The organism is Pseudomonas sp. R1-15 (assembly GCF_051132085.1).
In the GTDB taxonomy this organism is placed as follows: Bacteria; Pseudomonadota; Gammaproteobacteria; order Pseudomonadales; family Pseudomonadaceae; genus Aquipseudomonas.
The window spans coordinates 454,855-477,132 of the sequence record NZ_CP071660.1 but is presented as its reverse complement, the minus strand read 5'-3'; the positions used below and the strand labels follow the sequence as shown (position 1 = coordinate 477,132).

Here is a 22,278-nt window from a genome sequence, read left to right as displayed (position 1 = left end):
GCTACTCGGCTTGGATCAGCTTGCTTTCAGACACCCCGGCGCGACCGGTTTTGTCATCAACAACCTGCAGGTTGTTACGAGCTTTGATGAAGCCCACTTTCACTTCCTGCCAGACGAAATAATTCTTGCCTGGTTCGGTGCTGAGCTTGAGCTCTGAGTCATTTTCCGCAGACGAAACAAGGGTCTGTTGACCAGCCGGCACCGACAGCATCAAGTACGACTTGGCAACAGTCTGCCCGACAGCCTTGCCGTTGAGCGTTACGGGCATTTTTACCCCGGCGCCCATACTCTCGTTGCGATAAACGTAGATGTTCGCTTTGTCAGGGGAAGTCTGGAAGGTTTTCGCCCGCGCGTCTTGGGAATCATCCGCCATTTTTACCGAAGCACACCCTGTGGTCAGCGTGGCAACTGCCAGCAAGGCGGTAAAGGTCAACTGCTTGAACATCCTGTTTCTCCATGGTGGGTTGGTCGAACATGAGCGTATCGGCTGACCTGCAGGAAAACTCAAGCGAAAAGCGCGTTCCGGAGATAAATCATAGCCTCTGCGCCACCGCGGTTCCGCGCGCAGAAGTCAACTCAAGGGATTGCTTGTCAACAGCGCCACAAACGCCTTTGCCATCGGCGAACGCTGGTCCTTGCGCTGGACCAGCCACACCGCCGAGACCGCCGCCGGGTCGAGCAATGACCGGTAGACCACGCCGTCGATACGCATGCGCTGGTAAGACGCCGGCAAGACCGAGACGCCCAGCCCCGCCGCCACCAGGCCGATGATGGTCATGGCTTCGCCCGCTTCCTGGGCGAAGTGCGGGCTGAAACCGGCATCGCGGGCCAGCGTCAGGAGTTGGGCGTAGAGACCGCTGCCGTAGCTGCGGGGGAAAAACACGAACGGTTCCTCGGCCAGCGAAGTGAGAAACAGGCCTTTGTCACTGCCCTGGGCTAACGGGTGCTTGGAGCTGAGCACAGCCACCAGGGGCTCGCGGCTGAGTTCGATTTCGCTCAAGGCGTCGGGAAGTGGCAGCGGACGCATGATGCCCACGTCGATGGCCTCGTCGAGCAACGCATCGGCCACTTGGGTGCTGCTCATTTCCCGCAGGTTCAGGTGGACTGCGGGAAAGCGCTGGCGAAAGGTGAAAATCGCCTGGGGAATGGTTGAATTGAAGGGGGCTGAGGAGGTGAAGCCGATTTTCAGCTCGCCCAATTCCCCCAACTGGGCGCGGCGGGCTACGTCGGCAGCCTTGTCGACCTGGGCCAGGACACGGCGCGCCTCTTCGAGAAACAGCCTTCCGGCCTCGCTCAGTTCGACGCGACGGTTGGTGCGCTCGAACAGGCGTGCACCAATCTCTTGCTCCAGCGCCTGGATCTGTTGGCTCAGTGGCGGTTGGGAGATCCCAAGCACCAAGGCGGCGCGGCCGAAGTGCAGCTCTTCGGCGACGGCGATGAAGTAACGCAGATGACGCAGTTCCATGGACCTTACTCAATAAGTCTTACAACGTCTTAAACAGGTCGAACAATATATTGGATAGAAACATTAGCCGGCTATATGCTTTTTTCATTGCCTGCCAGGCCGTGCTCCCCTCCGAGGTCCATCGTGAAAACCGCTGCCGCTCCACTGGCCCATGAAATCCCGCCGCGCCCCCAGGATGATGCCGCTGCCGAGCTGAAAGATATCTATATCGAAAAAGGCACGCCGTTGTTCATGCGTACGGTGCTGGCGTTGTTTTGCGGCGGTTTTGCAACCTTCGCGCTGTTGTATTGTGTGCAACCGATGATTCCGCTGCTGTCGGCGGAATTTTCCATCAACGCCGCCCAGAGCAGCTTGATCCTGTCGGTGGCGACCGGCCTGCTTGCCGTCGGCCTGTTGGTCACCGGTCCGATTTCCGACCGCATCGGCCGCAAATCGGTGATGGTCGCTGCGCTGTTCGCAGCGGCGCTGTGCACGATCGCCAGCGCGATGATGCCCACCTGGCAAGGCGTGCTGGTCTTGCGCGCCTTGGTGGGGTTGTCATTGAGCGGATTGGCGGCGGTGGCGATGACCTACCTGAGCGAAGAAATCCATCCCAGGCACATCGGCCTGGCGATGGGGCTGTACATCGCCGGCAACGCCATCGGCGGCATGTGCGGGCGGCTGATCACCGGCGTATTGATCGACTTTGTCAGCTGGCATACCGCGATGCTGGTGATCGGTGGCCTGGCCCTGGTTGCGGCGGCGGTGTTCTGGCGGATCCTTCCCGAATCGCGCAACTTCCGCCCACGCTCGTTGCATCCACGCAGCCTGCTGGATGGTTTCACCCTGCACTTTCGCGACGCCGGGCTACCCCTGCTGTTTCTTGAAGCCTTCGTACTGATGGGGGCGTTCGTCACGCTGTTCAACTACATCGGCTACCGCCTGCTGGCCGCGCCTTACCATATGGACCAGGCATTCGTCGGGTTGCTGTCGGTCGTGTACCTGTCCGGCATCTACAGTTCGGCCAAGGTCGGGGCCATGGCTGACAAGCTCGGCCGGCGGAAAATGCTCTGGGTGACCATCGCGTTGATGCTGGCGGGCCTGCTGTTGACGCTGTTCACGCCGCTCTGGCTGGTGATCATCGGCATGCTGGTGTTCACCTTCGGCTTCTTCGGCGCGCACTCGGTGGCCAGCAGCTGGGTCGGCCGCCGCGCCCTCAAGGCCAAGGGGCAGGCTTCGTCGTTGTACCTGTTCAGCTATTACGCCGGTTCGAGTATTGCCGGTACGGCGGGCGGGGTCGCGTGGCACCTGGGAGGATGGAACGGAACCGGGTTGTTCATCGGCGCACTGCTCTTGGTGGCATTGCTGGTGGCCGTGAAACTGGCGAAGCTACCGCCGCTCCCCGGCAACGTCCAGGGCTAGCTTCACTGACGCGATACCACCTGCGCTCACTGAATGAGCACGCCTACAGATTTCTTGAATGTCATCCGCCGTAGCACCCTGCGGCCAGAAGACTCATGCCAGACCACTGCGCAAATATGCAATGCGACGAGCAGCGCAAGCGCCAGGCAGGACAGAATGTGGAGAGTAAACGCCAGGTCGTTCAGTCGCTCGTCATCCAGCGGCTGGGGGATCTGGACGAGCCCGAACAGGCTGATCGGCGTTGTCATCATCAGCACGCCGGTGACCAGCACGACGCTGGTTACCAGGTAGATCACTGCATGTACCGCCAGCGCCAGACTTTTATTGATGGACGATGCCGCAGCCCGGATTTCAAGGTTGGAGAAAAACAACCAGAGTCGCCAGGTAAACAACGGAATCAATACCGTTGTCAGTGAAACATTAAGCGACCCAACCCATTGTTTGATCAAGACGGGCACCGGGACATAGGCCACATAAAAACCGGATACCAGCGTCCACAGGATAATGAAGGCCGATATCCAGTGCAGTAGTATCCGTGGTTTGGAATAGCTCGGAGGGCTTTTCTGCGGGCATTCGGGAAACAAGGGCAACGAAGAATCAAATCCTGCGATCGCGCTTCCCTTTAAAATTCTGATTTTCATAAAGTTTCAGACCACTCGTCAAGAAGAACGACAATCAAGTCGTTCTTGGAGTCGCGTAGATTGTTCTACGCGTCCTATCACGGGAGGCGAAACCTTACAGAGACATTGACGTATTCTCTGTAGGAAAAATCTGCACTAGCTAAAGGATTTTTCCTTGTTTGAACTTCGTTAAAAAATAGAAACCCTTAACCTTTGAAAAAGTTGTGATGAAACTTAAACACAATCGGCATAAAAAACCTGCCCGGCACAAGTCCGGACAGGTTTCAGGATGCCGCGATAATTACCCGTGATATTGCGCCGACAACTCATGCACCGCCCGCAGGAAGGCCCCGGCGTGTTCCGGGTCGACTTCCGGGGTGATCCCGTGACCGAGATTGAACACGTGCCCGCTGCCCTTGCCATAACTGGCGAGGATGCGCCCGACTTCGGCACGGATGGCTTCTGGCTTGGCATACAGCACGGTCGGATCCATGTTGCCTTGCAGCGCGACTCTGTTACCGACGCGCTCGCGGGCATTGCCGATGTCACAGGTCCAGTCCAGGCCCAGGGCGTCGGCGCCGGCATCGGCGATGCTTTCCAGCCACAGCCCGCCGTTCTTGGTGAAAAGGATCACCGGGACTTTGCGACCTTCGTGTTCGCGAATCAGGCCGCTGACGATCTTGCGCATGTAGGCCAGGGAAAACTCCTGGTACGCCGCCGCCGACAGGTTGCCACCCCAGGTGTCGAAGATCTGCACCGCTTGCGCACCGGCCATGATCTGGCCGTTGAGGTAGGACGTGACCGATTGCGCCAGCTTGTCCAGCAGCAAGTGCATGGCCTCGGGGTTGTCGTAGAGCATGGCCTTGGTCTTGCGAAAGTCTTTCGACGAGCCGCCTTCGACCATGTAGGTCGCAAGCGTCCATGGGCTGCCGGAGAAACCGATCAGCGGCACGCGGCCGTTCAGTTCGCGGCGAATGGTGCTGACGGCGTCCATGACATAGCCGAGGTCTTTCTGCGGATCGGGAATCGGCAACGCCTCGATGTCGGCCAGGCTGCTGACGACTTTCCTGAAGCGCGGGCCTTCACCAGTCTCGAAGTACAAACCCTGGCCCATGGCGTCAGGGATGGTGAGGATGTCGGAGAACAGGATCGCCGCGTCCAGCTGCGGGTAGCGGTCCAGCGGCTGCATCGTGACTTCACAGGCGAACTGCGGGTTCATGCACAGGCTCATGAAGTCGCCGGCCTTGGCGCGGCTGGCGCGGTACTCCGGCAGATAGCGACCGGCCTGGCGCATCATCCACACCGGGGTGACGTCTACAGGTTGCTTGAGCAGGGCGCGAAGGAAACGGTCGTTCTTCAGGGCAGTCATGTCGGCATCCGGAAAAAAAGTGCGGGCATTTTCTCAGAGCGCGACGCAAAAGGCACGGCAAGAGCCGTGCCTTTTATCTATCGGGGCAATTTGTCGCGGTGGAACACAGTCGTCTAACATCACAAAACAACTGTGGGAGCGAGCCTGCTCGCGAAGAGGCCGGCACATCCAACATTGAAGTTAGCTGACAGGCCGCTTTCGCGAGCAGGCTCGCTCCCACAAGGGTTACTGCATTTGAGGCCTGGAGGCGGTTCAGACCTGCAAGTAATCCAGAATCCCTTCCGCCGCATTGCGGCCTTCGAAGATTGCCGTCACCACCAGGTCCGAACCGCGGACCATGTCGCCACCGGCGAAGATCTTCGGGTTGCTGGTCTGGTGCTTGTACTGGCCTTGTTCCGGGGCAACGACGCGGCCCTGGCTGTCGGTCTGGATGCTGAACTGCTCGAACCACGGCGCCGGACTTGGACGGAAGCCGAAGGCGATGACCACGGCGTCGGCCGGGATGATCTCTTCGGAACCGGGGATCGGCTCGGGGCTGCGGCGGCCACGGGCATCCGGTTCGCCAAGTCGGGTCTCGACCACCTTCACGCCTTCGACCTTGTCTTCCCCGACAATCGCAATCGGCTGGCGGTTGTAGAGGAATTTCACGCCCTCTTCCTTGGCGTTCTTTACCTCTTTGCGCGAGCCAGGCATGTTCGCTTCGTCACGACGATAGGCGCAGGTCACCGACTTGGCGCCCTGGCGAATCGAGGTGCGGTTGCAGTCCATCGCCGTGTCGCCACCACCGAGTACCACGACTTTCTTGCCTTTCATGTCGACGAAATCTTCCGGCGACTTTTCAAAGCCCAGGTTGCGGTTGACGTTGGCGATCAGGAAGTCCAGCGCGTCGTAGACGCCTGGCAGGTCCTCGCCGGCAAACCCGCCCTTCATGTAGGTGTAGGTGCCCATGCCCATGAAGACCGCGTCGTATTCCTCAAGCAGTTGCTCCATGGTGACGTCCTTGCCCACCTCGGTGTTCAGGCGGAACTCGATGCCCATGCCGGTGAAGACTTCGCGACGATTGCTCAACACGCTCTTTTCCAGCTTGAACTCGGGAATGCCGAAGGTCAGCAGGCCACCGATTTCCGGGTTCTTGTCGAACACCACCGGGGCCACGCCACCGCGCACCAATACGTCGGCACAGCCCAGGCCCGCCGGACCGGCGCCGATGATCGCGACACGCTTGCCGGTCGGCTTGACCTTGGACATGTCCGGGCGCCAGCCCATGGCGAACGCGGTGTCGGTGATGTACTTCTCCACCGAACCGATGGTCACCGCGCCAAAACCGTCGTTGAGGGTGCAGGCACCCTCGCACAGGCGATCCTGCGGACACACCCGGCCGCAGACTTCCGGCAAGGTGTTGGTCTGGTGGGACAGTTCGGCGGCCTGGAGGATGTTGCCCTCGGCCACCAGCTTCAGCCAGTTGGGAATGAAGTTGTGCACCGGGCACTTCCATTCGCAGTACGGGTTACCGCAACCCAGGCAGCGGTGGGCCTGGTCGGCCGACTGCTGGGGTTTGAAGGGCTCGTAGATTTCCACGAACTCTTTCTTGCGTTGACGCAACAGTTTCTTCTTCGGATCCTTGCGCCCGACATCGATGAACTGGAAGTCGTTATTCAGACGTTCAGCCATTGTTAAAACCTCATCAAACTCTTCAGGCGCATATCACTGCGGGTTGGCACGGGTGCTGGAAAGCAACGATTTCAGGTTGGCCGCTTTCGGCTTGACCAGCCAGAAACGACGTACGTAGTCATCGAGGTTCTCGGCGAGTTCACGACCCCACTCACTGTCGGTTTCCTCGACGTATTCGTTCAGCACGCGTTGCAGGTGGCTGCGGTAGGCTTCCATCGCCTCGCCGCTGATCCGCTGGATTTCCACCAGTTCGTGGTTGACCCGGTCGACGAAGCTGTTGTCTTGGTCGAGCACATAGGCGAAACCGCCGGTCATGCCTGAGCCGAAGTTGTAACCGGTCTTGCCCAGTACGCAGACGAAACCACCGGTCATGTACTCGCAGCAGTGATCGCCGGTGCCTTCCACCACGGTGTGGGCGCCGGAGTTACGCACGGCGAAACGCTCACCCGCGGTGCCGGCGGCGAACAGCTTGCCGCCCGTGGCGCCGTAAAGGCAGGTGTTGCCGATGATCGCACTGTCCTGGGTCCGGTAGACACTGCCCTTGGGCGGAACGATGACCAGTTTGCCGCCGGTCATGCCCTTGCCCACGTAGTCGTTCGCGTCACCTTCCAGGTACATGTTCAAGCCGCCGGCGTTCCAGACGCCGAAGCTTTGCCCGGCCGTGCCCTTGAAGCGGAACGTGATCGGCGCGTGAGCCATGCCCTGGTTGCCGTGTTTGCGGGCGATCTCGCCGGAAATCCGCGCGCCGATGGAGCGGTCGCAGTTGCAGATATTCAGCTCGAACTGAGCACCGCTCAGGTCATTGATCGCCGAAGCGGCCATGTCGACCATCTTCTCGGCCAGCTCGCCCTTGTCGAACGGCGGGTTGCGATCGACCTGGCAGAATTGTGGCTTGTCCGCCGGGATCAGGTCGCTGCCCAGCAACGGGGTCAGGTCCAGGTGATGCTGCTTGGCGGTCTGGCCTTCGAGCACTTCGAGCAGATCGGTGCGGCCGATCAGCTCTTCCAGCGAGCGTACGCCCAGCTTGGCCAGCCACTCACGGGTCTCTTCGGCCACGTAGGTGAAGAAGTTCACCACCATGTCGACGGTGCCGATGTAGTGATCCTTGCGCAACTTCTCGTTCTGGGTCGCCACGCCGGTGGCGCAGTTGTTCAGATGGCAGATGCGCAGGTATTTGCAGCCCAGGGCGATCATCGGCGCGGTACCGAAGCCGAAGCTCTCGGCACCGAGAATGGCGGCCTTGATCACGTCGAGGCCGGTCTTCAGGCCACCGTCGGTCTGCACCCGCACCTTGCCGCGCAGGTCGTTGCCGCGCAGGGTCTGGTGGGTTTCGGCCAGGCCCAGTTCCCACGGCGCGCCAGCGTACTTGATCGAGGTCAGCGGCGAGGCACCGGTGCCGCCGTCGTAGCCGGAGATGGTGATCAGGTCGGCATAGGCTTTTGCCACGCCGGCGGCAATCGTGCCGACGCCGGCTTCCGCCACCAGTTTTACCGAGACCAGGGCCTTCGGGTTCACCTGCTTGAGGTCGAAGATCAGTTGCGACAAGTCTTCGATCGAGTAGATGTCGTGGTGCGGCGGCGGCGAAATCAGCGTCACGCCGGGCACCGCGTAGCGCAGCTTGGCGATCAGGCCGTTGACCTTGCCGCCAGGCAACTGGCCGCCTTCGCCGGGCTTGGCGCCCTGGGCAACCTTGATCTGCAGCACTTCAGCGTTGACCAGGTATTCCGGGGTCACACCGAAGCGGCCGGTGGCCACCTGCTTGATTTTCGAACTCTTGATGGTGCCGTAGCGCGCCGGGTCTTCGCCGCCTTCGCCGGAGTTCGAACGCGCACCGAGGCGGTTCATGGCTTCGGCCAGGGCTTCGTGGGCTTCCGGAGACAAGGCGCCCAAGGAGATGCCGGCGGAGTCGAAACGCTTGAGTACCGACTCCAGCGGCTCCACTTCGCTGAGATCCAGCGGCGTGTCGAGGGTCTTGACCTTGAGCAGGTCGCGGATCATCGACACCGGGCGGTTATCCACCAGCGCCGTGTACTCCTTGAACTTGCCGTAGTCACCCTGTTGCACGGCGGCTTGCAGGGTGTTGACCACGTCCGGGTTGTAGGCGTGGTATTCGCCACCGTGGACGAACTTCAGCAGACCGCCCTGCTGGATCGGCTTGCGCGGGCTCCAGGCTTCGGCGGCCAGGGCTTTCTGCTCGGCTTCGATGTCGACGAAACGGGCGCCCTTGATGCGACTCGGGACACCACGGAAGCTCAGCTCGCAGACTTCTTCGGACAGGCCGATAGCCTCGAACAACTGCGCGCCACGGTACGAGGCGATAGTCGAGATACCCATCTTCGAGAGGATCTTGAGCAGGCCCTTGGTGATGCCTTTGCGGTAGTTCTTGAACACCTCGTAGAGGTCGCCCAGCACTTCACCGGTACGGATCAGGTCGCCCAGCACTTCGTAGGCCAGGAACGGGTACACCGCCGAGGCGCCAAAGCCGATCAGCACCGCAAAGTGATGCGGGTCGCGAGCCGTGGCGGTTTCCACGAGGATGTTGGAATCGCAGCGCAGGCCTTTTTCGGTCAGGCGATGGTGCACCGCGCCGGTGGCCAGCGAGGCGTGGATCGGCAGCTTGCCGGGCGCGATATGACGGTCGGTCAGGACGATCTGGGTACGACCGGCACGCGCGGCTTCTTCAGCTTGATCGGCGACGTTGCGGATCGCCGCTTCCAGGCCGACGCTTTCGTCGTAGTTCAGGTCGATGACCTGACGTTCGAAGCCCGGGCGATCAAGGTTGGTCAGCGAGCGCCACTTGGCCGGGGAGATGACCGGCGAGCTGAGGATCACCCGCGAAGCGTGTTCCGGCGACTCCTGGAAAATGTTGCGCTCGGCACCGAGGCAGATTTCCAGGGACATCACGATCGCTTCGCGCAGCGGGTCGATCGGCGGGTTCGTCACCTGGGCGAACTGCTGGCGGAAATAGTCATATGGCGTGCGCACGCGCTGGGACAGCACGGCCATCGGCGTGTCATCGCCCATGGAGCCGACCGCTTCGTAGCCCTGCTCGCCCAGCGGACGCAACACCTGGTCACGCTCTTCGAACGTCACCTGGTACATCTTCATGTACTGCTTGAGCTGGTCGACGTCGTAGAAAGCCGAGCCGTGGTCGTTGTCTTCCATGGTCGCCTGGATGCGCAAGGCATTCTTGCGCAGCCATTGCTTGTACGGATGACGGGACTTGAGACGGTTGTCGATCGCGTCGGTGTCGAGGATCTGCCCGGTCTCGGTGTCCACGGCGAAAATCTGCCCAGGGCCCACGCGGCCCTTGGCGATGACGTCTTCGGGCTGGTAGTTCCACACGCCGATTTCCGACGCCAGGGTGATGAAACCATTGGTGGTGGTGACCCAGCGCGCCGGACGCAGGCCGTTACGGTCGAGCAGGCACACCGCGTAGCGACCGTCGGTCATGACGATACCGGCCGGGCCGTCCCACGGCTCCATGTGCATGGAGTTGTATTCGTAGAAGGCGCGCAGGTCCGGGTCCATGGTTTCGACGTTCTGCCAGGCTGGCGGAACAAGCATGCGCACGCCACGGAACAGGTCGATGCCGCCGGTCACCATCAGTTCGAGCATGTTGTCCATGCTCGAGGAGTCAGAGCCCACGCGGTTGACCAGCGGGCCGAGCTCTTCGAGGTCCGGCATCAGGTCATTGGCGAACTTGGTGCGACGGGCCAGGGCCCAGTTGCGGTTGCCGGTGATGGTGTTGATCTCGCCGTTGTGGGCGAGGAAACGGAAGGGCTGGGCCAGCGGCCATTTCGGCAGGGTGTTGGTGGAGAAGCGCTGATGGAATACGCAGATCGCGGTTTTCAGGCGCTCATCGCTCAGGTCCGGATAAAAGGCGGTGAGGTCCGCCGGCATCATCAGGCCTTTGTAAATGATGGTCTTGTGGGAAAAGCTGCAGATGTAGTGGTCGGTGTCAGCGGCGTTGGCCACGGACGAACGACGACGGGAGCTGAACAGCTTGATCGACATTTCCTGGTCGCTCAGACCTTCACCGGCAATGAACACTTGCTCGATCAACGGCAGGCGCTCAAGGGCCAGGCGGCCGAGGACGCTGGTGTCGATCGGCACTTTGCGCCAACCGACCAGTTGCAGGCCGGCGGCGAGGATCTCGCGGTTCATGTTCTCGCGAGCGGCTTGTGCCTTTACCGGGTCCTGGTTGAAAAACACCATGCCCACGGCGTACTGCTTGGGCAGGGTCACGCCAAACGTTTCCTGGGCGATGGCACGCAGGAACTCGTCAGGCTTTTGAATCAGCAAGCCACAGCCGTCGCCGGTCTTGCCATCGGCGTTGATCCCACCACGGTGGGTCATGCAGGTCAGGGCCTCAATGGCCGTTTGCAAAAGGGTATGACTGGGCTCGCCCTGCATATGGGCTATCAGGCCGAAACCGCAGTTATCCTTGAATTCATCTGGTTGGTACAGACCTGCTTTCATAGACACTTTCTCACCAGGCTGCCTCTTAGCGAGGCAAATTTCTTTTCAATTCAGCCAGTTGCGTGCCGCGCCGAACGTACGCCAGCTTTGCGGGGGCAAAAGGGAGGTCATTGTACACACCGACACAGAGGCTCACAAATTTGACGACGAACTGTCGCAAATCCATGTCGCATTTGTGAAAGGTTTAAAGCTATATGCTGTGCTAGTCAAAACTTTTTTGGGTTCGACCGCTACGACTCAAACGCTACTGTGACGCAGACACCACAAGGCGCGCGGCCTGAAAGGTCGCCCGCCCTTGCGGAAATTTTGAGGTTGCCGGGAGAGGCGGCCTGGGTAAGGCCGCCGAATCATCAGCGAGTTGCTGCCAGTTCCTGTTGGACGCTGGCGACAGTGCGAGGCCAAGGTTTACCAGCCTGAACCTTCGCTGGCAAGGCCTTGATGGCGGAAACGGCTGCGTCACGATTGGCAAAGCTGCCGTAGGTGATGACATAAAGCGGCTTGCCGTTGAGCACTTTCTTGAAATAACGGTACTCGCCGCCCTGCTCCTTGACGAAGTTCTGCGCAGTGGCTTCGGAGCTGGTGCCGAGGATCTGCACCACGTAGTTGCCCGGTGCCTGACCTGCGTACCAGCTACCGCCCGTGGCTTTGGCCGGGGCGGCGGCAGGCTTGGCCGCAGGCGCCGGTGCTGGCTTGGCCGCTGGGGCGGCCGGCGTCGGGGCCGGCTTGGCGGTGGCGACCTGGGTTGGCGCAGGGGTCGGTTTGGCGGCCGGGGCAGGTGTCGGCGTCGGTGCCGGACCGGCCGGCACGCCCGCAGGTGGTGCCGTGGTGGTCACGGTTGGCGGCACGTCGCTGCTGTCATCGATCGGCGGCGGCGCGCCATCATCGCCTTCGGTGATGCCCCCCGCGGCTTCTGCCAAGGGACCGCGCATGACCGGTTGCGACTGGCCGACCAACGGCAGCGGCATCGGCTGGGTATTGCCGGCAAACTCCACCGCCGGCGCACCACCGTTGGGTTGCGGCGTGCCCTGACCGAGAGGCAGCTGTGCCTGTTCGTTGGCAGGTGCGCCGGTGGTCGGTGCCTTGTTGCGACCTGGCATCAGCCAGGCGGCGGCCACCGCAACCACGACAACGGCGGAAATCGCCAATACGTGTTTCTTCGGCATGTTGAACCCCATACTTGGACGCTTCACCGCTGAGCGGCTGGCGATCATGATTTCGATCAGAGCATCTCGGGCCACCTGGTTGATGTTGCCAGGCCAGCCGTCGGAGCTTTCGTGAATCTCAGAGATCTGATCCGCGGTGAAAAGTTCGATACCCCGGCCAGCCCCCTCCAGCCGCTGGGCCAGGTATTCACGGGTTTCTTCCTCGGTGTAGGGCGCCAGTTCGATAACGTGGAAACGCTCTTCCTCGAGCTCCAACTGGTCCAGCTCGGCGATCAGCGACGACTCACCGAACAGGAACACATGAGGACGGCCTTCCGGCGCGCCGGCAGCCAGGGCCAGCAGTGCCTCCAGGGCCGATTCGTCGAGTTGTTCGGCATCGTCCACCAGCAGGTAGACTTCCTGTCCGGTGAGCGCCAATTGTACGATCTGGTCGAGAATCGCGCCGATTTCCGCCTGGGCGACATTCAGAGCCTGGGCCACCTGGCGCAGCACACCCGCGGCATCACCCGCACCACGGGCCGATACCACCACGCTTTGCACCGACTGCTTGTTGGTACTGGCCACCAGGGCCTGGCGCAGCAAGGTCTTGCCACTGCCCTGGGGGCCGGTGACCACCAGCAGCAATTGGCTGTAGCGGGCCAGATGGTGCAACTGGCCCAGCACTGGCTTGCGTTGGGCAGGGAAAAACTTGAAGCCCGGGACCCGCGGAGCGAAAGGGTCATGACTCAATTGGAAATGGCCGAGGAACGCCTCGTCGGCATGCAGACTAGTCATCGGAATCTTATTAACCTTTAAGCTGAGCCAGGGCGCGGTAATCCGCTCCCAGCGTGGCCTGTAGAACCTCTTTCGGATAATCGTCGGTCACTACCGCTTCGCCCATGCGGCGCAGCAGCACCAGACGCAGACGACCGTCGATCACTTTTTTGTCGATTGCCATGTGTTCAAGAAAATCCGCCTCGGTCATTTCTTCCGGCGGAACCACCGGCAACCCGGCACGTTGAAACAGGCGAATACCACGATCGCGTTCCTGCTGGCTGATCCAACCCAGGCGCGCGGACATTTCCAGGGCCATGACCGTCCCTGCGGCAACGGCCTCACCGTGCAGCCAGACGCCATAGCCCATATGGGTTTCGATGGCATGACCGAAGGTATGGCCGAGGTTGAGCGTGGCACGCACACCCGATTCGCGCTCATCGGCACCGACCACGGCAGCCTTGGCTGCGCAAGAGCGCTCGATCGCGTAAGTCAGGGCCTGCTGATCCAGCGCACGCAGGCGGTCGACGTTTTCTTCGAGCCAGCCCAGGAACGGCTCGTCGCAGATCAGCCCGTACTTGATCACTTCAGCCAGGCCTGCGGACAGTTCACGGGCCGGCAACGTCTTGAGGGAGGCGGTGTCGATAAGCACCACGTTGGGCTGATAGAACGCGCCCACCATGTTCTTGCCCAGCGGATGGTTGATGCCGGTCTTTCCGCCCACGGACGAATCGACCTGCGATAGCAGCGTGGTAGGAATCTGGATGAAATCCACACCGCGTTGATAGCACGCTGCGGCGAACCCGGCCATGTCGCCGATCACGCCGCCGCCCAGGGCTACCACCGTGGTGCGACGATCATGACGCGCAGTCAGCAGGCCGTCGAAGATCAATTGCAGGGTTTCCCAGTTCTTGAACGCTTCACCGTCGGGCAGTACGACGGAAATGACGGAAAAAGCCGACAGGCTGCGAGTCAAGCGTTCCAGATATAAAGGAGCGACGGTTTCGTTGGTGATGATTGCGACTTGCCGTCCGGCGATATGCGGCGCCAGCAGTTCGGGCTGATCGAGCAAGCCTTCGCCAATATGAATCGGGTAGCTGCGCTCGCCCAGGTCGACCTTAAGTGTCTGCATGTGTCCCCACAGTGAAGATGAAATCAGGCATCCCTACCTGCAATTAACGAAGTCCACGGTGTCTCAGTTAATGGCCATCCGCCACAACCCAGTCGAGCCAAAACGGGACGTCGAGGATAGCGCATTTCGCTCGGCGCATTAACGGGGTGGCAGTTGCTGAAGGCGATCGAGAATTTCCAGCACCACCATCCGTGGCGGCCGTTCGTCGGTTTCGATGACCAGGTCGGCAATTTCCCGATACAGCGGATCACGCAATTCCAGCAGGTCCCGCAGCGTCTTGGCCGGGTCGGCGGTGCGCAACAGCGGCCGGTTGCGATCACGGGCGGTGCGACCCACCTGCTGTTCGACTGACGCGTGCAGGTAGACCACCCGTCCGCCGGCATGCAGCGCCCGACGATTGGCCTCGCGCATGACCGCGCCGCCACCGGTGGCCAGCACCACGCCTTCGAAACCGCACAGCTCGGCAAGCATCGCCTGCTCGCGGTCGCGAAAGCCCGGTTCGCCTTCCTTATCGAAGATCCATGGGATATTGGCGCCCGTGCGCAATTCAATTTCCTTGTCGGAATCTTTGAATGGCAGGCGCAGCTCTTTGGCCAGCAAACGACCGATGGTGCTTTTTCCAGCCCCCATCGGCCCAACAAGAATCAAATTTCGCACAGAATCAACGACTCACAGCAATCGCCTGGTTGTTCATGATACGCGGAGTGAGAAATACCAGCAGCTCGGATTTTTTCTCCGAAACCACATCACGCCGGAAAAGGCGGCCAAGATACGGCACATCGCCAAGAAATGGCACCTTATCTACAACCTTGCTCTGAGTATTTGAGAAAACGCCCCCAATCACAATGGTCTCGCCGTCATTGACCAGCACCTTGGCGTTGACCTCGTTTTTCTTGATCGGCGGTACATCCTGGACCTTGTTCAGGTAGTCCGGCTCATCCTTGGTGACCTTGACCTCCATGATGATGCGGTTGTCCGGGGTTATCTGCGGCGTGACCTCAAGCGACAACGAGGCCTCCTTGAACGACACCGAGGTGGCGCCGCTGGAGCTGGCCTCCTGGTAGGGAATCTCCGTGCCCTTGAGGATTTTTGCCGTCTCCTTGTCGGAGGTCACCACCTTGGGCTGTGAGACGATTTCACCGTTGCCGGTCTTCTCCATGGCCGTCAGCTCAAGGTCGAGCAGTACGTTGTCGGTGATGAACGCGATACCGATCCCCGAGGTGTTGCCTGAGGCGCCGAGGTCGACGAATGGCTGGTTGGTGCTGGTGCTGCCCGGCGTACCGATGGTGGTGGAATCACCGGTGGTCACTCCGGAAGAGTTCCAGTTGCCCTTGTTCTGTATCGAGCCCCCCCAGCGCACGCCCAGGCTTTTGTCGTAGTCGACGTTGGCCTCGACGATACGCGCCTCGATCATCACCTGGCGCACCGGGATATCCAGCTGCGCCACGATCCGCCGCAGTTCGTCGAGCCGGTCCTGGGTCTGGTAGGCGATGATGTTGTTGGTCCGCTCATCCACCGTGATCGTACCGCGCTCATCGGCCTTGGCCTCGGCACTGGTCACCGACTGGAAGAGCTTGGCGATGTCCGCCGCCTTCGCGTAGTTGACCTGCAGCAGTTCGCGGCGCAACGGGGCGAGGTCGGCAATCTGCTTCTGCGATTCCAGCTCCTGGCGTTCGCGGGCGGCGATCTCGTCGGCCGGCGCCACCAACAGCACGTTACCCACTTTGCGCTTGTCGAGCCCCTTAGTCTTGAGCACAAGGTCCAGCGCCTGATCCCACGGCACGTTCTGCAACCGCAGGGTGATACCGCCCTGCACCGTATCGCTGGCCACCAGGTTGAGGTTGGTGAAATCGGCAATCAGCTGCAGCACCGAACGCACCTCGATGTCCTGGAAGTTCAGGGACAGTTTTTCGCCGTTATAGGCGGCTCGATCGGTATCGCGTTTTTGCAGGTCCTCGACGGTCATCGGCCGGACACTGACGGTCAGCTTGTTGTCGGTCTGGTAGGTCGAGTAATCGAAGGTTCCGCTGGGTTCGATGCTGATGGTGGCGCGATCGGAGCCGGCGCTGGCATTGATGAACTGCACCGGGGTGGCGAAATCCTTGACGTCCAGGCGCACCCTCAGCGGCTCGGGCAACTGGGTCCTGGCGAAATCGAGGATGATCTTGCCTTCGCGCTCCTGGATGTCCGGGGCGATCGACGGATCGGACAAATCGATCACCACATTGCCTTCGCCCTGGGTCCCGCGCTGGAAATCCACCCCGCGAATGGCCTTGCCCGCCGGGGCGCGAGCCCTGGCAGGCGCAGGGACGGGGGCTGCCGGGCGAGCGGGTTGGGTTGGGCTCCTCGGGGTCGCGCCCTTGCCAACCACCACAAACAGGTTGTTGCCCTCCACGCGCGTGTCATAGGGTGCCAATTGCGTAAGGCCGATGATCAACCGGGTCCGATCCCCCGCCTCGACCACGGTGGCGCTGCGGGCATTGCCGCTGCCCAGGTCGCGGCTCTTGCTGGCCAGTTGGCTGGTCACCCCCTGCAGATCAAGCGCAATCCGGGCCGGTTGCTCGGTGGTATAACCACGGGGCTTGGGCGGCGGCCCGTCGAAGGTCAACTTCAACTCGACCCGGTCCCCCGGTAGCGCCGCCACGTCCAGCGCTTTCAGGCTGGCGCCATGAACCACCGGCGACAACAACGCTATCCATAGCGAAATACCGAGGGCTGAAAAAATCCTGTTCATTGTTGGAGTTCCACTATTGAGTGCTCTTTCAAGGGAATGGTCCGCGGCCGCTCCAGCCAGGCGCCCTGGCCATCGGGAACGATTTCGACCACTTCAACCTGGGTGGCGCTGATAGCGATGATCCGCCCGTCGTTACGCCCCAGGTAATCTCCGACCTTCAGCCGGTGTACCCCACCCGCGCCACGCAACAGCGCAAAAGAGCCACTGGCATTGGAGATCGTACCGACCATCTCGAATTGCTCGATGTTGAAGCCTTCCAGGTATTGCTTGACTCGGTTCGGGTCGGGTCGGACGTTGCGCGAGCCCTGCTGTCGACCAGCCTGATCGACTGGGACCTGCCGGGAAAAAGGGCTGCGCAGGTTGGCCGCGCTGTAGGTAAAGGTTTCGTGAGGCCTGAACGTCGGCATTGGCTCGATCTTGCCGGGCGGGCGCAGGCGCATCTCGTTCATGTAGGCATCCAGGTCACTGAAACCGTTGTCGTTGTTGCACCCGGCCAGCGCAACCAGCCCGACCAGCAGACCCAGGCGGCAGACCGGCGTCATGGCTGCGCCTCCTGCTCGTTGTACCGGTAGGTCTTGGCCTGGATGTTCATGCGCAGCTTCGTCCCCGCCTCCGGCTCCATCGGCGCGATCTCGAAATCGTGCAGGGTGACGATCCGGGGCAACCCGGCTACGCCACTGACGAAGGTCGCCAGGTCATGGTAGCCGCCGGTCACAGTGATTTGGATCGGCAACTCGATGTAGAACGGCTGGGTGACCTCCGGCAGCAACTTGATCTCCTCGAACTCCAGGCCGCTGCCCAGGCCGGTGCGCGTGATGTCCTCCAGCAGGCCCGGCACTTCGGTGTCACTGGGCAATTGCCGCAACAATACGCCAAAGGAAGTTTCCATCTGCTTCATCTGCTCGGTGTAGCGCTCCAGGTTCGCCGCCATGTGCGCCTTGCCGGCGAATTGCGCCTTGAGGGTGTTCTCCTCCTCACGGACCTGCTGCAGCTGGTTTTCCAGGTCACTGAGGGCAAAGTTGTAGCCCAGGCCGAGCACCAGGATCACTAGCATGATGCCGGCCAGCCACTTGACCGGCGTTGGCCATGAACCGACGTTGTTGGTGTCCAGGTCACTGAGATCGATCTTGCGCAGCGCGTCGAACCACTCCGCCGGCTTCATTGGGCGTCCTCCGCATCGGCCGGACGGGTCTGGCGAACCGTCAGCTGGAAGACATTGGCCTGGTCGAGCTGGCCCGCCGTGGTGGCCTTGACCTCCGTCAGGCTGGGCGCATCGAACAGCTCCGACGAGTCGAGGTTGCGCATCAGGTCCGAGACCCGGTTGTTTGACGTCGCGGCCCCTTTGATGGAGAGCGTGCCCTCTTCCATTTTCACTTCAGTGAAAAACACCCCGTCCGGCAGGGTCCGCGCCAGTTGATCGAAAATGCGCGCACTGACCGGCCGGTTGCCCTGCAAGTCCTGGATGATCCGCATGCGCTCCAACAGTTGCTGACGCCGGGCCTTCAGCTCGCTGATCTGCTTGATGCGCTCGTCCAGCACGGCGATTTCCCCGGTCAGATGGGCGTTGCGCGCCATTTGGTAGTCGATCTCGTTGCTCAGGTACTGTGCCGCCAGCAGCGTTAACCCCACCGCACCGACCAGCGCCCCCACCAATGCCAGCAAGAAGCGCTTGCGCCGCTCTTCGCGCAGTTCTTCGCGCCAGGGAAGCAGGTTGATCCGCGCCATCAGTCGAAACTCCTGAGGGCCAGCCCGCAGGCAATCATCAGGGCTGGCGCATCACTGGCCAGGGCACCGGCATTGACCTTGCTGCTCAAGGCCATATTGGTAAACGGGTTGGCCACCTGGGTAGGTGTGCCCAGGCGCTGCTCGATCAAACGGTCGAGGCCCGCGACCGAGGCCGTCCCTCCCGCCAGCAGGATGTGGTCCACTGCGCTGTACTGACCTGAAGCGAAGAAAAACTGCAGGGAACGCGACACTTGCTGCACCAGCGCTTCACGAAACGGTTGCAGCACTTCGCCGAGATAGTCGTCCGGCAGGCCGCCCTGCTTTTTTGCCAGGCCGGCCTGCTCCGGCGTCAGGCCATAACGGCGCTGGATTTCCTCGGTAAGCTGGCGCCCACCGAACAACTGCTCGCGGGTATAAATGATGCGCCCGTTGTGCAACACGCTGAGCGTAGTCATCGTGGCTCCGATGTCGATGACCGCCACGGTCAGGCGTTCCTGGGATGCCGCCAGCTGAGTGGCGAGCAGGCCGAACGCACGCTCCAGCGCGTACGCTTCCACATCGACCACCCGGGCCGTCAGCCCGGCAAGCGCCAGCGCCGCCTCGCGCACCTCGACATTCTCTTTGCGACAAGCCGCCAGCAGCACCTCGACACGCTCGGCGCTGCGAGGCGATACGCCGACCACCTCGAAATCGATCGCCACTTCGTCCAGTGGATAAGGAATGTACTGGTCGGCCTCGATCTTGAGCTGGTTCTCCATGTCGTCATCGGACAGCCCGGCATCCATCTCGATGGTCTTGGTGATAACCGCCGACCCCGCCACGGCCACCGCCACGTTGCGCAAGGGTGTCCTGGCCTTGGCCAGCACTCGTGAAAGCGCCTGGCCCACCCCTTCCAGCTCGGCGATGTTCTTTTCCACCACGGCATTGGCTGGCAACGGCTCGACAGCGTAGGACTCGACACGCAGACGATCGCCCTGACGGCTCAATTCGAGCAGCTTCACCGACGTCGAGCTGATGTCGATCCCCAGAAGTGTGTGGGCTTTTTTATTGAAGAGTCGTAGCACTACCAATTCCCTATGACTATCCGTGAGTTACGGACTCTCTAATATGAATTGCGTTCAATCCCCCCGGTCCGACGGACGTCCGGATGGCGTTTCCGACGAAAAAAAATGCTTATAATGCCCAGCGTTTTTTTTCGCTTTGTTGCTGGCATGGGTCCTTCCCTGAACCTGGCGCCTTTTTCATTCTTTGCCTGGATATCCAAAAGCCTTGATTCGTCTGCTGAAATTTTTCGGATGGTCCATCGTCGCGGTTTTCTGCGGACTGCTCCTGGGTCTGAGTGGTGCCTTTCTTTACCTTAGTCCGGGATTGCCGTCCGTGGAGGCGCTGAGAAGTATTCAGTTGCAGATTCCTCTGCGGGTCTACAGCAGCGACAATAAATTGATCGCCGAATTTGGCGAAATGCGCCGCACACCCATCCGTTTCGCCGACATTCCGCCCAATTTCATCAATGCGTTACTAAGTGCTGAAGACGACAACTTCGCCAACCACTATGGCGTCGATCCGGGTAGCCTGATGCGCGCCGCCAGCCAGCTGGTCAAGAGTGGCCACATCCAGTCCGGCGGCAGCACCATCACCATGCAGGTCGCCAAGAACTTCTTCCTGACCAGCGAGCGCAGCTTCTCGCGCAAGACCACCGAGATCCTCCTGGCCCTGCAGATCGAGCGGCAATTGACCAAGGATGAAATCCTCGAGCTGTACGTGAACAAGATCTACCTGGGCAACCGCGCCTACGGCATCGAAGCGGCGGCGCAGGTGTATTACGGCAAGTCGATCCGCGATGTGAGCCTGGCGCAGATGGCGATGATCGCCGGCCTGCCCAAGGCACCGTCGCGCTTCAACCCGCTGGCCAACCCGGCACGCAGCAAGGAACGTCGCGACTGGATCCTGGGGCGCATGTACAAGCTCGGCAAGATCAGCGAAGCCGACTACACCGCCGCGATCAACGAGCCCTTGAACGCCAGCTATCACGTGCCGACGCCGGAAGTGAATGCCCCGTACATCGCCGAAATGGCCCGGGCCGAGATGGTCGGGCGCTATGGCAGCGACGCCTATACCGAAGGTTTCCGGGTCACCACCACGGTGCCGAGCAACCTGCAGGAAATGGCCAATACCGCGCTCCATGAAGGCCTGATGACCTACGACCAGCGCCACGGCTACCGTGGGCCGGAATCGCGCCTGCCAGGCAAGACCAAGGAAGCCTGGGCCCTGGAGCTGACCAAGCAGCGCACCATCAGCAGCCTGGAGCCGGCGATCGTCACTCAGGTGGACAAGGACGGCATCAAGGTCCTGACCCGCAATGGCGAGTCCGAAGAGCACGTGGCCTGGGACACCATGAAATGGGCCCGTCCGTTCCTCAATACCAACAGCATGGGCGCCAACCCGCGGCAGCCATCGGACGTCGCTCAGGTCGGCGACCTGATCCGCGTACAGCGCCAGCCGGACAACTCCCTCAAGTTCAGTCAGATACCTGCCGCCCAAGGCGCGCTGGTGTCGCTGGACCCGCAGAATGGCGCGATCCGCTCGCTGGTGGGTGGTTTCGCCTTCGAGCAGAGCAATTACAACCGCGCCTTGCAGGCCAAGCGCCAACCGGGCTCGAGCTTCAAGCCGTTCGTCTACAGCGCTGCGCTGGATAACGGCTACACCGCCGCCAGCCTGGTCAACGATGCGCCGATCGTGTTTGTCGACGAGTACCTCGACAAGGTCTGGCGACCGAAGAACGACACCAACACCTTCCTCGGCCCGATTCGCCTGCGCGAAGCACTCTACAAGTCCCGCAACCTTGTCTCGATCCGCCTGCTGCAAGCGCTGGGCGTGGACCGCACCATCGATTACATCAGCAAGTTCGGCTTCAACAAGCAGGATCTGCCGCGCAACCTGTCCCTGGCCCTGGGCACCGCGACCCTGACGCCAATGGAAATCGCCACGGGTTGGAGCACCTTTGCCAACGGCGGCTACAAGATCACGCCGTACATCATCGACAGGATCGAAAGCCGCAACGGCGAAACGCTGTTTGTCGCCAACCCGCCACGAGTACCGACAGGCGAGCAGGCCAGCGACGGCGTCGCCGCCCCCGCCGCCGAGACCTTCACGGTCAACGCAACTGGCGGCGAAGCCACCACCGCCCCTGGCGTACCGCAAGCGCCGGCAATCGCCGAACGCATCGTTGACGGCCGTACCACCTACATCCTCAACAGCATGCTGCAGGATGTGATCAAGCTCGGCACCGGCCGGCGCGCATTGGCACTGGGTCGCACCGACCTGGCCGGCAAGACCGGTACCACCAACGAATCGAAGGATGCGTGGTTCTCGGGCTACAACGGCGATTACGTGACCACCGTCTGGACCGGTTTCGACCAGCCCGAGAGCCTGGGTCGTCGCGAATTCGGCGGTACCGTGGCGCTGCCGATCTGGATGACCTACATGGGCGCCGCCCTCAAGGACCGGCCACCCCACACCCAGCCAGAACCGGAAGGCATCCTCAGCCTGCGGGTCGACCCGGTCAGCGGTCGCGCCGCCACCCCAGGCACGCCTGGCGCGTACTTCGAGCTGTTCAAGAGCGAAGACACGCCGCCGTCGGCCAATGAGTTGGGCAACGGTGTAGCGCCGGGCAGCCCGCTGCCGGCGGATGAGGCAGCGCCGATCGATCTGTTCTGACCGGACGCCACCGAAAAGCCCCGCCTTCGAGAGAAGCGCGGGGCTT

General features: G+C 61.4%; 16 protein-coding genes. 2 read left to right on the top strand and 14 right to left on the bottom strand.

Going from position 1 to position 22,278, the window contains the following annotated elements; translation table 11 throughout:
• Position 1 precedes the first annotated feature (1 nt).
• Both J3P97_RS02050 and J3P97_RS02045 read right to left on the bottom strand, forming a co-directional pair.
• Positions 2-445 (bottom strand): DUF2846 domain-containing protein, encoded by a 444-nt coding sequence (locus J3P97_RS02050; RefSeq protein WP_434626450.1) that lies wholly within the window; start codon positions 443-445, stop codon positions 2-4.
• Positions 446-571: 126 nt separating this feature from the next.
• Positions 572-1,465 (bottom strand): LysR substrate-binding domain-containing protein, encoded by an 894-nt coding sequence (locus J3P97_RS02045; RefSeq protein ID WP_434673364.1) that lies wholly within the window; start codon positions 1,463-1,465, stop codon positions 572-574.
• 123 nt (positions 1,466-1,588) lie between these two features.
• Here J3P97_RS02045 and J3P97_RS02040 point away from each other — a divergent pair, with 123 nt between their 5' ends.
• Positions 1,589-2,866: an MFS transporter gene (locus J3P97_RS02040; protein ID WP_434673363.1), complete on the top strand. Its 1,278-nt coding sequence runs from the start codon at positions 1,589-1,591 to the stop codon at positions 2,864-2,866.
• Positions 2,867-2,892: 26 nt separating this feature from the next.
• On the opposite strand, the gene J3P97_RS02035 is transcribed toward J3P97_RS02040, so the two are convergent.
• The 12 genes from J3P97_RS02035 to J3P97_RS01980 all read right to left on the bottom strand — a co-directional run bounded on the left by J3P97_RS02035 (position 2,893) and on the right by J3P97_RS01980 (position 19,579).
• On the bottom strand, positions 2,893-3,507 hold the full coding sequence (locus J3P97_RS02035; protein ID WP_434673362.1) for a cytochrome b: 615 nt from the start codon (positions 3,505-3,507) through the stop codon (positions 2,893-2,895).
• Positions 3,508-3,787: 280 nt separating this feature from the next.
• Positions 3,788-4,855 (bottom strand): uroporphyrinogen decarboxylase, encoded by a 1,068-nt coding sequence (gene hemE / locus J3P97_RS02030; protein WP_434602586.1) that lies wholly within the window; start codon positions 4,853-4,855, stop codon positions 3,788-3,790.
• 252 nt (positions 4,856-5,107) lie between these two features.
• The gene (locus tag J3P97_RS02025) at positions 5,108-6,526 is read right to left on the bottom strand and encodes an FAD-dependent oxidoreductase (RefSeq protein ID WP_434673361.1); all 1,419 of its coding nucleotides are present in this window, start codon (positions 6,524-6,526) and stop codon (positions 5,108-5,110) included.
• A gap of 33 nt (positions 6,527-6,559) precedes the next feature.
• Positions 6,560-11,008: a glutamate synthase large subunit gene (gene gltB, locus J3P97_RS02020; RefSeq protein ID WP_434673360.1), complete on the bottom strand. Its 4,449-nt coding sequence runs from the start codon at positions 11,006-11,008 to the stop codon at positions 6,560-6,562.
• 350 nt (positions 11,009-11,358) lie between these two features.
• A complete protein-coding gene (locus J3P97_RS02015; RefSeq protein ID WP_434570149.1) occupies positions 11,359-12,945 on the bottom strand; it encodes an AAA family ATPase in 1,587 nt (528 codons plus the stop codon).
• A 10-nt stretch (positions 12,946-12,955) separates the two neighbouring features.
• Positions 12,956-14,056 (bottom strand): 3-dehydroquinate synthase, encoded by a 1,101-nt coding sequence (gene aroB, locus J3P97_RS02010; RefSeq protein WP_305497349.1) that lies wholly within the window; start codon positions 14,054-14,056, stop codon positions 12,956-12,958.
• Between the two features lie 138 nt (positions 14,057-14,194).
• On the bottom strand, positions 14,195-14,713 hold the full coding sequence (aroK, locus tag J3P97_RS02005; RefSeq protein WP_434673359.1) for a shikimate kinase AroK: 519 nt from the start codon (positions 14,711-14,713) through the stop codon (positions 14,195-14,197).
• 4 nt (positions 14,714-14,717) lie between these two features.
• The gene (gene pilQ, locus J3P97_RS02000; RefSeq protein ID WP_434570151.1) at positions 14,718-16,790 is read right to left on the bottom strand and encodes a type IV pilus secretin PilQ; all 2,073 of its coding nucleotides are present in this window, start codon (positions 16,788-16,790) and stop codon (positions 14,718-14,720) included.
• On the bottom strand, positions 16,787-17,332 hold the full coding sequence (locus J3P97_RS01995) for a pilus assembly protein PilP (protein WP_434626461.1): 546 nt from the start codon (positions 17,330-17,332) through the stop codon (positions 16,787-16,789). Before J3P97_RS01995 ends, pilQ begins: the two co-directional genes overlap by 4 nt.
• Positions 17,329-17,952: a type 4a pilus biogenesis protein PilO gene (gene pilO / locus J3P97_RS01990; protein WP_434602584.1), complete on the bottom strand. Its 624-nt coding sequence runs from the start codon at positions 17,950-17,952 to the stop codon at positions 17,329-17,331. The genes J3P97_RS01995 and pilO overlap by 4 nt, the downstream gene beginning before the upstream one ends.
• On the bottom strand, positions 17,949-18,515 hold the full coding sequence (locus J3P97_RS01985) for a PilN domain-containing protein (protein WP_434570156.1): 567 nt from the start codon (positions 18,513-18,515) through the stop codon (positions 17,949-17,951). The genes pilO and J3P97_RS01985 overlap by 4 nt, the downstream gene beginning before the upstream one ends.
• Complete coding sequence (locus J3P97_RS01980; protein ID WP_434570158.1) at positions 18,515-19,579, bottom strand: pilus assembly protein PilM; 1,065 nt, start codon at positions 19,577-19,579, stop codon at positions 18,515-18,517. Before J3P97_RS01980 ends, J3P97_RS01985 begins: the two co-directional genes overlap by 1 nt.
• A gap of 208 nt (positions 19,580-19,787) precedes the next feature.
• On the opposite strand from J3P97_RS01980, the gene J3P97_RS01975 reads away from it, so the two are divergent.
• Positions 19,788-22,232: a penicillin-binding protein 1A gene (locus J3P97_RS01975; RefSeq protein WP_434658331.1), complete on the top strand. Its 2,445-nt coding sequence runs from the start codon at positions 19,788-19,790 to the stop codon at positions 22,230-22,232.
• Positions 22,233-22,278 lie beyond the last annotated feature (46 nt).

Coding starts and splice junctions, on each gene's coding strand:
- hemE (WP_434602586.1), bottom strand. CDS start 4,855: ATGACTGCCCTGAAGAACGACCGTTTCCTTCGCGCCCTGCTCAAGCAA.
- pilO (WP_434602584.1), bottom strand. CDS start 17,952: ATGAAGCCGGCGGAGTGGTTCGACGCGCTGCGCAAGATCGATCTCAGT.
- gltB (WP_434673360.1), bottom strand. CDS start 11,008: ATGAAAGCAGGTCTGTACCAACCAGATGAATTCAAGGATAACTGCGGT.
- aroB (WP_305497349.1), bottom strand. CDS start 14,056: ATGCAGACACTTAAGGTCGACCTGGGCGAGCGCAGCTACCCGATTCAT.
- J3P97_RS02025 (WP_434673361.1), bottom strand. CDS start 6,526: ATGGCTGAACGTCTGAATAACGACTTCCAGTTCATCGATGTCGGGCGC.
- J3P97_RS02050 (WP_434626450.1), bottom strand. CDS start 445: ATGTTCAAGCAGTTGACCTTTACCGCCTTGCTGGCAGTTGCCACGCTG.
- J3P97_RS02035 (WP_434673362.1), bottom strand. CDS start 3,507: ATGAAAATCAGAATTTTAAAGGGAAGCGCGATCGCAGGATTTGATTCT.
- J3P97_RS02045 (WP_434673364.1), bottom strand. CDS start 1,465: ATGGAACTGCGTCATCTGCGTTACTTCATCGCCGTCGCCGAAGAGCTG.
- J3P97_RS01995 (WP_434626461.1), bottom strand. CDS start 17,332: ATGACGCCGGTCTGCCGCCTGGGTCTGCTGGTCGGGCTGGTTGCGCTG.
- pilQ (WP_434570151.1), bottom strand. CDS start 16,790: ATGAACAGGATTTTTTCAGCCCTCGGTATTTCGCTATGGATAGCGTTG.
- J3P97_RS02015 (WP_434570149.1), bottom strand. CDS start 12,945: ATGACTAGTCTGCATGCCGACGAGGCGTTCCTCGGCCATTTCCAATTG.
- J3P97_RS01985 (WP_434570156.1), bottom strand. CDS start 18,515: ATGGCGCGGATCAACCTGCTTCCCTGGCGCGAAGAACTGCGCGAAGAG.